Raw genomic sequence first — 13,038 nt, 5'->3', positions numbered from 1 at the left:
GCGACCATGACATCAGACGCAAAAAAAGCAGAACGCAAGCGTTCTGCTTTTTTTCACCGCCAAAGCGCAATTACATGGCTGCGCGGAAGATCGCCATAATCTCTTCGTGCGTTGCCTGGATAGGGTTGGTGAAACCGCACGCATCTTTCAGCGCATTAGTCGCCAGAACCGGGATATCCTCTTCTTTCACATTCAGGTCGCGCAGACCCGCCGGAATATTGACCTGACGCGCCAGTTTACGAATCGCGTCGATACACGCCTTCGCGCCCTGCTCATCGCTCATCGCGCTGACGTCAATATGCATAGCCTGTGCACAGTCGCGCAGACGCGCCGCGGCAACCTTGCTGTTAAACTCCTGCACGTGCGGCAGCAGCACCGCGTTACACACGCCGTGCGGCAGATCGTAGAAACCGCCCAGCTGGTGCGCCATCGCGTGGACATATCCCAGTGAAGCGTTGTTGAACGCCATACCCGCCAGGAACTGAGCGTAGGCCATTGCTTCACGCGCTTCGCTGTTGCTGCCGTTTTCAACCGCCGTCGGCAGGTTGTCGATAATCATGGTGATCGCTTTTAGCGCACAAGCGTCGGTAATCGGTGTGGCCGCAATAGACACATAGGCTTCAATCGCGTGGGTCAGCGCATCCATACCGGTGGCGGCGGTCAGCCCTTTCGGCATGCCTTCCATCAGGGAAGAGTCGTTGACGGAGAGAACCGGCGTCACGTGCTTGTCGACGATCGCCATTTTAATATGACGCGTAACGTCAGTGATGATGCAGAAACGGGTCATTTCAGACGCCGTGCCCGCGGTGGTGTTGATCGCGATCATCGGCAACTGCGGCTTAGCAGAACGGTCAACGCCTTCATAATCACGAATATCGCCGCCGTTAGAAGCGACCAGCGCGATCCCTTTCGCGCAGTCGTGCGGGGAGCCGCCGCCCAGAGAAATAACGCAGTCGCAATCATTGGCGCGCAGCATTTCCAGGCCTTCTTCCACGTTAACGGTCGTCGGGTTCGGATGCGTACCGTCAAATACCACGCTCAGAATGTCATATTCCTGCAGGCGTTTCTGGATATCCGCCGCCACGCCCAGCTTGTTCAGAACTGCATCAGTGACAATCAGAGCACGGCGATAGCCGTAGTCTTTCATGGTATTCATCGCGTCTTTTAAGGCGCCGTTACCGATGACGTTCACTGAAGGGATGAAGAAAGTTGATGCAGTCATGATAGTTCCTTTATTTAATAAGCAGGCTCCCGAGGCTATAGCATTACCCACCCTTAAAACACGATCTGGCTAGCACTTTTCTCTGCATGAAAAATAAAAATCGCGTCATTTTGTTGTCAATGTCGCGATTTATAGTGATAAATATATTCAAATGTTGAATTTAATAAGTTTTCTCAATCATTTGTTAATTTTTGTTGTCAGGAAACAGCAACGCATCGCGCAATAAGTGGTCATTGCCGCGACGACGCGTGAAGCCTATGCGATTGAAATACTCCAGAATTTGAATCGCCAGCTTGCGGCCAACGTTCAATTTATCGCGGAAATCGGCCGCACAGGTGGAACCTTTTTCCAGATCGAGTTCGCGGATCATGCTGGCAAACGCCACGATGCGGTCATTGCGATAATAGCGGTCCTTCACAATCGCGGTGATCATCCCCTGCTGCGCCGCCAGCCGTAAAACGCCGCGCATCATGTTCTCATCCGTCCCGGTTTGCGTCGCCAGATCGCGCACCCACCACGGTTCATCGCCAAACAACGGCGCGACCTTCTGCCAGATGGCCTGCTGTTCATCGGTGAACCCGGCTTTGTGCTCTGGCAGATGCAGCCAGCCGTGATGGCTGGCGATAACGCCGCTTTCACGCATTTGCTCAATTAAGGTGAGCACCAGCGCTTCATCTTCCATTGGCAGCGCAATACGACGCAGGCGTTCACGTCCCGGTCCAGGCTCATCTTTATGTTGCTCGTGATAAAGCGCCAGCGCGTCGAGCAGCTTACGCTGCCAGCGGGCCGCCAGCGGCGCATCCAGCAGGCAGTCGCCAGCGAGGATAAAGCCCGGTTGGGCAATCAGCTGCTCCAGCCCCTGTGTGCTCAGTTGACGCGCCCAAGCAAAGTCTCGTAGCTTCACCGCGTCGCGGGAGAGGTGTACCGCCAGCGCCTGAGCATCCGTTTTCGCCAGCGCCAGCGCGGCAATCCACGCCAGATACTCCGGCTTACGTTTACCGCGACGCGGCGAGTTCAGCGTCACCACGCGCGCGCCGGCCAGAGTGATTTTCGCCGAGATATCGCGCAGCACCAGCCGATCGTTATCCGCCAGCCACAGCGGCGTGTCGAGCACCAGTTCCGCAAGATTATTTTCCAGCAACGATACGCGGCCAGTGATATGGCTGGCAGCATGGTGTATATGCAACGGCTGCCACTGGGTGAGCGGAATATGGCTATGCAGCTCAACAATAACTCGTTCAACGGCCTCCGGCGGCGCTTCCGTCAGCAGCCAGTCGCCGCGGCTAATATCGCTCTTTTCCGCTGCGCCAACGATATTTAACGCAATACGCTGCCCGCCGTGCGCATGCTCAACCGGCTGATTCTGCGCATGCAACCCACGCACGCGCATGGGTGTGCCCATCCCCGTCAACCACAGGGTATCGCCCACCCGCACGTCACCCGACAGCGCCGTTCCGGTCACCACCAGGCCCGCGCCCTTGACGGTAAAGGCGCGGTCAATAGCCAGACGAAAGCGCTGATGCTCCGGATGCTCGCGAGCGGCAAGCTGACGTAAATGGTCGCGCAGCGCTTCAATGCCGATATTCGCCGTCGCGGCCGTTTCGAATAATGTGGCCTGTTCAAAACCGTACTCACGCAGAACCTGCGTGATTTCGCGGCGAACGTCGTCGATTCGCGCCCCATCGACGCGATCGGTTTTGGTTAATGCCACCGTCAGCGTTGGGTTACCCGTTAACTGAAGAATCGCCAGATGCTCGCGGGTCTGCGCCATCACGCCATCATCGCACGCCACCACCAACAGCGCATGGTCGATGCCACCGACGCCCGCCAGCATATTGGAGAGGAATTTTTCATGCCCCGGCACGTCGATAAAGCCCAGTACGCGACCATCCGGCTGCGGCCAGTAGGCGTAGCCAAGATCGATAGTCATGCCGCGGGATTTCTCTTCCGGCAAGCGGTCGGCATTGATGCCGGTAATCGCCTGTAGCAGCGTGGTTTTGCCGTGGTCAACGTGACCGGCGGTGGCAATAATCATTTCAGCAACATCTCCAGGAAACGGGATTCATCTTCAAGGCAGCGCAGATCGAGCCACAAACGTCCATCATAAATTCGGCCAATGACCGGTATGGGCAGGCTGCGCCAGCGGTTAGCCAGCGCATCAAGTCGGCTGCCGCGACCATCGAGCGGCGTGAGCGCAATGGCCGCGCTGGGCAGGCTTTCCGAAGGCAGCGATCCGCTGCCGATTTGCGATGCGCATGGCATGACCTGAACGGCAAACTCGTCGCCGTAGCGCGCGGCCAGCGGTTCGCGCAGACGCAGAGCCTGCTGGTTAATCGCCTGCGCGCTGCGGCTCAGCAGGCGCAGTGTGGGCAGCTCTGCCGCCAGTTTTTCCGGGTGCAGATACAGGCGCAGCGTTGCTTCCAGCGCCGCCAGCGTCATTTTATCGGCGCGCAGCGCGCGCTTCAGCGGATGCTGCTGCAGCTGAGCGATTAGCGCTTTCGTACCGACAATGATCCCGGCCTGCGGGCCGCCCAGCAGCTTATCGCCGGAGAAGCTCACCAGGCTAACGCCCGCGGCGATCATCTCCTGCGGCATCGGCTCTTTCGGCAGGCCGTAGCGGCTGAGATCCACCAACGAACCGCTGCCGAGATCAGCCACCACCGGTACACCCAGCTCGCGGCCAATTTCCGCCAGCTCGGCTTCCTCTACCGATTTAGTAAACCCTTCAATACTGTAATTGCTGGTGTGCACCTTCATCAGCAGCGCGGTATTGTCGTTCACCGCCTGACGATAGTCTTTGGCATGCGTACGGTTGGTGGTGCCGACTTCATGCAGCACGCAGCCCGCCTGTCGCATCACGTCGGGAATGCGGAACGCCCCGCCTATCTCCACCAGCTCGCCCCGCGATACCACCACTTCTTTGCCCGCCGCCGTCGCCGCCAGCATCAGCAGCACCGCCGCGGCATTGTTATTCACGATACAGGCGTCTTCCGCGCCGGTTAAGCGACACAGCAGGTCGGCCAGCGCCCGGTCACGATGACCTCGCCCGGCACCATCCAGATCGTATTCCAGCGTCACCGGGTCGCGCATCGCCTGGCTCACCGCATCAATCGCCGACTGCGCCTGCTGCGCGCGTCCGAGGTTGGTATGCAGCACGGTACCCGTCAGGTTAATCACCGGGCGCAGCGCGCTCTGCGCATCATGGCTCAGGCGTCGCGCCGTCTCTTGTGCCCAGTCTTCACTCCAGGCAGGTAGCGCCTGCCGATCACGAATATTCAGCCGCGCCTCATCCTGCATCTGGCGGAGCTGTTCCACCACCTGCGAGTGGCCATGGGCATCAAGTAAACGGGCAAAAGCAGGATCGCGAAGCAGGCGGTCGGTTGCGGGTAGCTGGCTGTAGAGCGAACGGGTATCGGTAGTCATGAATAGGCCTGACGGTTAAATGTTACCCCTCCCGACGGGAGAGGGAGTCATAAGGAGGGATTGTACAATGGACTGCGCCCCAGCGTTATAGCGTTCAATCAAGCCTTTGGCGGTTCGGTACGGGCAAAACTTTCGCGCAGGAACAACGTTTCGGCCAGTTTCACCAGCTGCGGACGATCAACGCACCAACCCGGCGCAATACGGCGGAAGTTCAGGTAGCCGATAGCGCAGGCGATGGCGATAGTCGCCAGGTTGAGTTCATCAGCCTTCAGCGTACCGTCGTTGAGGTAGCCTTCCAGCGCGTCGAGACTACGGCTGATTTTTTCACGCTGACGCAGCACTTCCTCTTCCGACTGCTGCGCCGCCGGACGCGCCTGTTCACGCACCGAAGCCAGCCCGGCGTCCATAATGCCGTCGGCCAGCGCTTCCAGCTGACGGATTCTCAACGCCTGCTGCGGGTCGGACGGCACCATCTGCGGCGCAACGCCCAGCAGCTCAATGTACTGCGCGATAATCGGCGAGTCGTACCAGCATTCGCCGTCATCGGTGACCAGCGCCGGTACTTTCCCCAACGGCGTGTACTGCGCCACGCCGGTGTCGGCGCTATAAGGCTGCTCGTTGATAAAGTCGAAGGCGATCCCCTTTTCCAGTAACAGGACCGATATCTTGCGGACAAATGGGCTCGTGTAGCTGCCGACTAATTTCATTCTCATCTCCATGCGCCAACAAAACTCTCAGTATGGCTCAGTTATCGACAGGACGCTGAGAGCGCGGCAGGATTCAGCAGGAAAATCTATACGTTACTCGGCAGACTCGCGCTTAATTCGCTCTTTGATCAGCAGTTCTTTGATCGACAGACCGGTTTCGCCGCGGTCGCGCAAATTGTGACGCGTAATTTCGGTACAGAGAAATTCGATGATAAACAGCTGAGAAATACGCGTGGAGATAGAGTCCCCCTGCAACGGCCCGGCTTCGCCGCTGGTCAACCAAAAGGTACTCGCCAGCTCGTTGAGCGGTGAGTGAGGGCTGTGGGTGATGGCCAGCGTGTAGACGCCTTTCTTTTTGGCGAGGCGAAACGCGTTGACCACTTCCGGCGTCTCCCCCGAGTGCGAAAACGCCACCACCAGATCGTCAGGTTTCAGGTTGGCGAGCTTGAGCGTCATGGTGAAACGATCGGTATAGGCTTCGGAATCGATCCCCAGACGGTTCATCTTGTCGCGCGCCTCCAGCGCCGCTAACCCGGACGCACCAAAGCCGACGAACATCACGCGCTGCGCCGTTAAAAAACGTTCAACAACCGGCTTCACCACTTTCATATCCAGCAGGCCAATGGTCTCGCGACTGGAAGTTTCAATCATCAGCGCGATTTTCTGCGCCACGTCGTTGCGCGAATCATCGAGGTAAATATCCGGCGACGACGGTAAGGAAAGGTCGCTTTCCGCCAGCAGCTCCCGCTTGAGATCCGCCTTCAGATTCAGCAGACCGTCATAGCCGACTTTTTTACAAAAACGCACGATGGTTGCTTCACTGACGCCAATTTCCTGCGCCAGTTTTTTTACCGGCAACTGCACAACCCAGCCCGGCTGTTGCAGAATATAAGCGGCGATTTTGCCATCGGTTTCACCAAGGCTACCGAGGATATTCGCCAGATATACGCGCACGTTTTGTTTATTCACACTCATTACCGGGCTCTCCTGACCGCGAAACAAGCCCGTAGTTTATCCCGCTTACTCTTTGCTGTCTGCCGGGAAGCTGAGCCTGAGTTGATGCTGCTGCTCCGCGCCAGCGTGCAGCCACTGAATTCCGCGTTTGTGGGCAATTTGCCCGTCAAAACGCGGATCATCGGTGGTGCCAGATAACGGTTCTACGCACAGTAAATCCGCACCGGGTACGCCCCAGAGCGCCAGCCAGGGCTGACTGCCGGTGAAAATAATCTGCTCCGCGCCATCGGGCGAACACACCGCCCAGCGATTTTTGTCGCCCAGCGCGAAATAGACCGCACCGTGCTGAAAGCTCTCCGGTTGAAGCGCGAATGACGTGGCGGACGGCGCATCCTGTGGGATGGCCAAGGTGCGCTGTGAGGTCAAAAACGGCCCGGTACAAGGGGAGCGGAACTGCACAGACCACCCCGCCTCGCTGGCAATGGGCAGAGAAAAGCCAGGATGCCAGCCACAGGAGTATCCCCACGCTTCCCGACCCGGATTGTGTACCGACCAGCTCATCTTCAGCCCGTCCGGCGTCAGTTGCCAGGTAATGCGTATCCGCCAGGCAAAGGGCCATATTTCACGCGTGCTGGCGGTATCGCAGGCTTCCAGTACCAGCCGCGTGGCGTCCTGCGCCACGCACTGGAACGGCTGATGGCGGAGAAAACCGTGTGCCGTGAGCGGAAAAAAACGTTCGCCTTGCCAGAGTCCGTGATGAATCAACTGCCCCACCACCGGGAACAGCTGCGTCGCCGAGTTGTTCCACACTCCCGGCGTCGGCTGCCAGATCCAGTTTCGCTGGTGCGCGTTATCCCACACCTCACTCAACTCGGCGCCGACTTCCCGTACCGTGATGCGAAAGCGGGCGTTTTCTAAGCTCCACTCCACCGCCAGTTCCTCCTATGCCGTGCGCAGCAATAAGCGCGTTTGATAGACCATCGCGCGATGTTTATCACCGCTGAACAGCTTATCGATAAGCGTAAAGATATCGGACTCTTCGAGACGTCGTCCCGGTTCTAACATCGACACCGCCTCGCCGTTGTTGCGAATTAAGAACGTGAGCGCTTCGGCTACCCCTGGATGAGCGCATTCATAGCCCGCACGCTGCTCATACTGCCGCCGGGCAAATTGCGCATCGCGTTCGGGGGTCAGCGGATCCAATTCAAAGCGGGCATACAGCTCCTGCGGCGCGTCATGCTGTCGCATCAAAGGGAGCATGGCTGCGGCATAGCGGTGCGCTAATGCCGCGTCATCAAGCGACTGAAGCTGCTTAGGGTCATTCTTGATATCAAACAGCTTGTCGCCAAACCGCCACGGGTTCAGATAGCCAAAGGTGGCAGGGATCTGCATCACCTGCACGCCCTGGGTAAAATCAAAACCGGGGTGAATACGAATGTCTTTCAGCTCATCAATCTTGAACGGGCTATCGATACGCGTCGGCATGAGCGTGTACTCATACAGGTTGTCTTTGTGCTGTTCACGAGGGCAGCGCATATAGACATAATCACCATCGGTAATATTGATATGCCCGCCAAAATAGCCAAACAGCGCGTAATCGCGGATCGGCTCATCACGTTCGATCGCTGGACGCAGTGACCGCCCGGTCATGGTCTCGGGTCGCGGAACATCGAAATATTCCAGCAGCGTTGCGGGGATATCAACGGTCTGCGCCAGCGCCTGGCGTCTGACGCCCTGCGTTTGGCTTCGCGGGTCGCGAATGAAAAACGGCGTGTTGGCGATTTCGTTATACACCGGCATGATATTTTTACCCCACCACTGGTGTTCGCCCAGCAGGAAGCCATGGTCGGTGCAAACAATAAACAACGTGTCATCCCACAAACCCAACGCCTTGAGTTTATCCATGAGTTGGCCAAGGTAGTCGTCGCACATAGTGATCAGAGCCTGGTAGAACTTACGCACCTTCTCGTCATCTTCGCCGCCCGGCGCGCCGCAGTAATAGGGCACCCAACCGTCAAAATCGCCCGGTTTACAACCGTACTGCGCCAGGTATTTCTCCGGGACGAAGAACGGCTCGTGCGGGTCAAAACATTCAATTTGCAGGAACCAATTGTCCTGGTGCTGATTGGTTTCCAGAAACTCCATGCCCGCGCTAATCGTGCGATGCGTAAAGTGTTCTTGCTGCGTCGGCATTGCCGTACGGTTAATGAGATCCTGAGTCATACGCCCGGCACGACGACGGAGTGTCTCTTCGTCCTCATTACCCTGCCACTGAATCATCGGCTTCTCGACCTGCCCTTTCCAGCAATCCCCTTCCTGACCGCGAATAAATTCAAACGTCGAGTAGCGCGTGTGGTAGGTCGCTCCACCATCGCGCCAGTAATGTTTATGGTCGGTGACCAGATGGGTATGCACGCCATTCTGGCGCAGCGACTGCATCGCGGAAAAATCAAACGGCTCCAGTGGACCCCAGCTACGGTGCAGAAAATTGTAGCGCCCGGTGTGCAGCTCGCGCCGAGCCGGCATGCACGGCATACTGCCGACGTAAAAGCGATCGAACTGCGCAGACTCCTGCGCCAAACGCGTAAAGTTGGGCGTGATGGCCTCGCCGCCGTAGGGGGCGAGGTGGTTGCGCGTCAGGGTGTCAAACATCAACATAACTGCTTTCATAAGACGTCTCTCTTTATGAACCGATAAACTCTTCTACCTGGTTTTTAATCAACGTGACGTGAGGCCCATAAACCACCTGTACGCCCTGCCCGCGAATAAATGCACCTTTACTGCCAAGCTGTTTAAAATCGTCCAGCTTCACTTTTTCCGGGTCATTCACGGTAATGCGTAGACGCGTTGCGCAGCAGTCAACGTCGACAACATTGCTACGCCCGCCCAACGCTTCAACAATACCCGCGGTACGCTCGTCGCCTTCCACTATGTTTGTCGCTGGCACATCATCCATATCGTCTTCCCGACCCGGCGTTTTCAGCTGTCGCCACTGGATAAGAAAACGGAAGGTAAAGTAGTAGACGCTAAACATCACGGCGCCCAGCGGGATGATGTATATCCAGTTCGTTTTGGCATTGCCTTGCAGTACGCCAAAGAGTAGGAAGTCCACCAGTCCACCGGAAAATGTCTGCCCTACGGTGATTTCCAGCATATGGGTGAACATAAAAGCAAATCCGGTCAGGATGATGTGCACCACATAAAGCAACGGCGCGCAGAACATAAAGGCGAATTCGAGCGGTTCGGTAATGCCCGTCACAAAGGCCGTCAGAGCTGCGGAAATCATCAGGCTGGCGACTTTGCGTTTATTTTCAGGCTTCGCGCAGTGGTAAATTGCCAGCGCTGCGCCCGGTAGCCCGAACATAAAGTCAGCAAAACGTCCCGCCATGAAGCGAGAAACGCCGATGTAATATTGGGTGACAGAAGGATCGGCAAGCTGTGCGAAAAAGATTTTCTGCGTGCCTTCCACGAGGTGACCGTTGACCATCACCTCACCGCCAACGCTCGTTAGCCAGAACGGCATGTAGAAAATATGGTGAAGGCCAAGTGGAATCAGGCATTTAAGGATCATGCCGTAGATTAAAGTGCCGATGTAGCCCGTTTTCTCAACCAGAATACCAAGGTGGGAGATCCCTTCCTGAACATATGGCCACACCCAAAACAGAATCACGCCAAGGAAGATGGCGAAGAACGAGGTCATAATGGGTACAAAACGCGAACCACTGAAAAATGCCAGCATATTAGGCAGTTGCGTTTTTCCATAGCGGCCATGTACCCAGGATGTCAGCAGCCCGCACATCACCCCACCCAGTACACCGGTCTGCAAGGTGGTGATCCCAAGAACACTGGCCTGCCCAGCTGCGGCAAGGTTTTCCGTGGCAAGCGCGCCCGTTAGCAACAGCAACGCATTAATCGCTTTATTCATCACCAGGAAGCAAAGCACCGCGGCCAGACCAGCGGTACCTTTATCACTGCGCGCCAGCCCCACTGCAATCCCAACGGAAAACAATAGCGACAGGTTGTCAAAGACCACACTGCCACACAGACGCATAATGGTAAAAATAGCCTGAATAATTTCACTGTTCAGAAACGGGTAGGTTGATACGGTCACCGGATTAGTGAATACACCACCAAATCCCAGCAGTAACCCTGCTGCGGGGAGGATGGCGATTGGCAACATAAACGACTTACCCAGATTCTGTGCTCCAGAAAATAATCTGCTCATAAAAATCCCTGATATTGGCAAATGAAGTTTTAATTTCATAATTATCGTGATTTAATGAAATTATTGTTCCGATCATTCGCTCAATTTGTCAACGCAAGACGCTGGAATAGTGACTTCTGTCACCAAATATTTTCTGACGCTACCCAGGAGAACCCTATGCGACGGCCTTTTCATTTGATGGCAAAACCTGTTAGTTATCAGTGCAATATTTCTTGCGACTACTGTTTTTATCTGGGAAAAGAACACGGCACGTTGAGACCACGCCAGCAGCAGCGGCACATGGATGGAAAGACGCTTGAGCAGTACATCAAACAATACATTGATGCCCATCCAGGCAACGAGATTGAATTCACCTGGCAAGGAGGTGAACCGACGCTGGCGGGACTCGCGTTTTATCAGCAAGCTCTGGAACTTCAGCAAAAACACGCGCGTGGGAAAACCATCCGCAACAGCATGCAAACAAACGGCGTGCTTATCGATCATACGTGGGCTACCTTCCTGGCGCAGAATAACTTCCTGGTTGGACTCTCTATCGACGGCCCTGCATTTTTACACGACCACTACCGCAAGACCCGCAGCCAGCATTCCGTATTTGAGAAAGTGATTAATGCTATGAATGTGCTGAAACAGTATGACGTCGAAGTCAATGTACTGTGCGTCGTTAACAACGTGACTGCCGAACATCCTGATGAAATCTATCATTTTCTTAGCCAGGAGCTAGGAGCAACGTTTATCCAGTTTATTCCGGCAGTAGAGCAACTGCCTGCCTCACAGCACTATGGCGAACTGCTGTATCCGCAATCATTGTCACAACGGACGGTAACGTCCTGGTCCGTTTCCGGAGAACAGTGGGGGCAATTTATTATTCAGGTATTCGATAAATGGGTGCGTAGAGACGTTGGACGCGTCTTTATACAACTTTTTGACAGTGCGCTAGCGGCATGGCTGGGTGAGAAACCGTCGCTATGCGTTATGCAATCAACCTGCGGTTTTGGCCTGGTCGTAGAGCAGAACGGCGATGTTTATAGTTGCGATCACTACGTCTACCCCGAACACCGGCTGGGTAATATACGGCGCGACAATTTGGAAAAAATGGTCAACAGCAAACAACAGCGCAAATTTGGCATGGCAAAAGCGCAGGTTGCTGCCGAATGTGAACGCTGCGAGTGGCGTTTTGCCTGCCATGGCGGCTGCCCTAAACATCGGATTCACCCTTCAGGCAAGCGTTGGCATAACCATTTGTGCGCGGGTTATAAAGCGATGTTCAGCCATATGGACCCGTACATGAAGTTTATGGCTAGCCAGATACAGAGACAGCAGCCACCCGCGGCGGTCATGGATATCACATTACCGATAAGTAACAAACCGACTTAATGATCCAAATATAGGTAATGCATCCAGCTGGTCATCCGCAGCAGCACTTTACGCATCACCGACACGTGAGCGAAATGGTCGGAATAGACCGCCACCTGGGCATAAATACCGTCGGGCAGGGAATCCACATCAGCGTTCGGGTCCAGGTCAATCAGCGCCATGACGCCGTCGGTTCCCGGTACTACACTCAGCGACTGTAGTGCGCCCTGCGCCTGATATGAGCCGCCGGGCACTACGGGTAAAATGCTCGCCAGCTTGCCGTGGAACACCTGCCCCGGCAGTGCGTTAAATACCACTTCCGCGTCATCGCCCGCCTCCAGGCGCAGCAGCGAGTTCTGGCGGAACTGGGCAACAATCTGCCGTTTCTGTTCCGGGATAAACACCATCACCGGACGCAGCGGCAGCGCGGCAGCGTACGTGCCAGGGCGAATGAGCACCTGCGTGGCGTATCCGTCGCTTGGCGCGCGGACGATGGTCTGATCGAGGTTATATTTGGCTTCCGACAGCTGTGCGCGCAGGCTGACAATCTGCGACTGTTCGCCGTTAACCATGCTGTCTAACTGACTTTGAATCTGCGACTGTTCGGCAATCGACCCTTTGACCATCGCGTCCTGCGCGAGGTAGTTCTGTCTGGCGTTATCGATATCGCTCTCTGAGAATGGGTTTACCCGCGCCTGGCTGCCTTTCAGATAGCGCTGATAATCTTTGTACAAGCGATCGCGCTCGGCGGAAACGCGGGTGGTGTTCGCCTGCGCTTCGGACAGCTGAGCTTTCAGCGTCTGGACGCTATGTGTGGCAGTCACCAGGTCGGCCTGTAATCGGTCGACTCGCGCCTGATAACGCGTCGGGTCAATCTTAAACAGCACCTCACCTTTTTTAATCAGCTGGTTATTTTTATCCGTCACCTCGCTGACTACGCCGGTGACCTGTGGCGTAATCGGAATAGAGATCACCGCTTTTTGCGCGGTATAGGTATACGGGTGGTTATAGTTCATTAATAAAATAAGCCCGCTAACCAAAAATATACCGCCCAACGCGGCGGTGGCTAACGTCCATTGGTTAACAGGAATACGGAATATTTTAAATACCGCCCACGCAAGCGCCACATAAGTTAATACGATTAGCAGATCCAT

General features: G+C 55.8%; 10 protein-coding genes. 1 reads left to right on the top strand and 9 read right to left on the bottom strand.

Annotated elements, in window-relative coordinates; genetic code table 11:
• Positions 1-70 precede the first annotated feature (70 nt).
• From yiaY to GY169_RS01295, 8 genes are all read right to left on the bottom strand, one after another.
• On the bottom strand, positions 71-1,222 hold the full coding sequence (yiaY, locus tag GY169_RS01330; RefSeq protein ID WP_163448396.1) for an L-threonine dehydrogenase: 1,152 nt from the start codon (positions 1,220-1,222) through the stop codon (positions 71-73).
• Positions 1,223-1,406: 184 nt separating this feature from the next.
• Entirely contained in the window at positions 1,407-3,257 is a 1,851-nt protein-coding gene (gene selB, locus GY169_RS01325; RefSeq protein WP_167574828.1) for a selenocysteine-specific translation elongation factor, read from the bottom strand.
• A complete protein-coding gene (selA, locus tag GY169_RS01320; protein WP_167574827.1) occupies positions 3,254-4,645 on the bottom strand; it encodes an L-seryl-tRNA(Sec) selenium transferase in 1,392 nt (463 codons plus the stop codon). The genes selB and selA overlap by 4 nt, the downstream gene beginning before the upstream one ends.
• Before the next feature lie 98 nt (positions 4,646-4,743).
• On the bottom strand, positions 4,744-5,352 hold the full coding sequence (locus GY169_RS01315; RefSeq protein WP_167574826.1) for a glutathione S-transferase: 609 nt from the start codon (positions 5,350-5,352) through the stop codon (positions 4,744-4,746).
• Positions 5,353-5,445: 93 nt separating this feature from the next.
• A complete protein-coding gene (locus tag GY169_RS01310; protein WP_167574825.1) occupies positions 5,446-6,327 on the bottom strand; it encodes a MurR/RpiR family transcriptional regulator in 882 nt (293 codons plus the stop codon).
• A 45-nt stretch (positions 6,328-6,372) separates the two neighbouring features.
• Positions 6,373-7,236 (bottom strand): aldose 1-epimerase family protein, encoded by an 864-nt coding sequence (locus GY169_RS01305; RefSeq protein WP_167574824.1) that lies wholly within the window; start codon positions 7,234-7,236, stop codon positions 6,373-6,375.
• A 12-nt stretch (positions 7,237-7,248) separates the two neighbouring features.
• Positions 7,249-8,976, bottom strand: coding sequence for a sulfatase (locus tag GY169_RS01300; protein WP_167574823.1), 1,728 nt, complete (start codon positions 8,974-8,976; stop codon positions 7,249-7,251).
• Between the two features lie 13 nt (positions 8,977-8,989).
• Positions 8,990-10,531: a PTS transporter subunit EIIC gene (locus GY169_RS01295; protein ID WP_167574822.1), complete on the bottom strand. Its 1,542-nt coding sequence runs from the start codon at positions 10,529-10,531 to the stop codon at positions 8,990-8,992.
• 156 nt (positions 10,532-10,687) lie between these two features.
• Here GY169_RS01295 and GY169_RS01290 point away from each other — a divergent pair, with 156 nt between their 5' ends.
• Entirely contained in the window at positions 10,688-11,905 is a 1,218-nt protein-coding gene (locus GY169_RS01290; protein ID WP_167577232.1) for an anaerobic sulfatase maturase, read from the top strand.
• Here the strand turns inward: GY169_RS01290 and GY169_RS01285 are convergent.
• A complete protein-coding gene (locus tag GY169_RS01285) occupies positions 11,902-13,038 on the bottom strand; it encodes an HlyD family secretion protein (RefSeq protein ID WP_064541068.1) in 1,137 nt (378 codons plus the stop codon). The genes GY169_RS01290 and GY169_RS01285 overlap by 4 nt on opposite strands.

This window comes from Kluyvera genomosp. 3, assembly GCF_011765685.1.
In the GTDB taxonomy this organism is placed as follows: domain Bacteria; phylum Pseudomonadota; class Gammaproteobacteria; order Enterobacterales; family Enterobacteriaceae; genus Kluyvera; species Kluyvera georgiana_A.
This window is presented reverse-complemented; position numbering and strand designations above follow the sequence as displayed.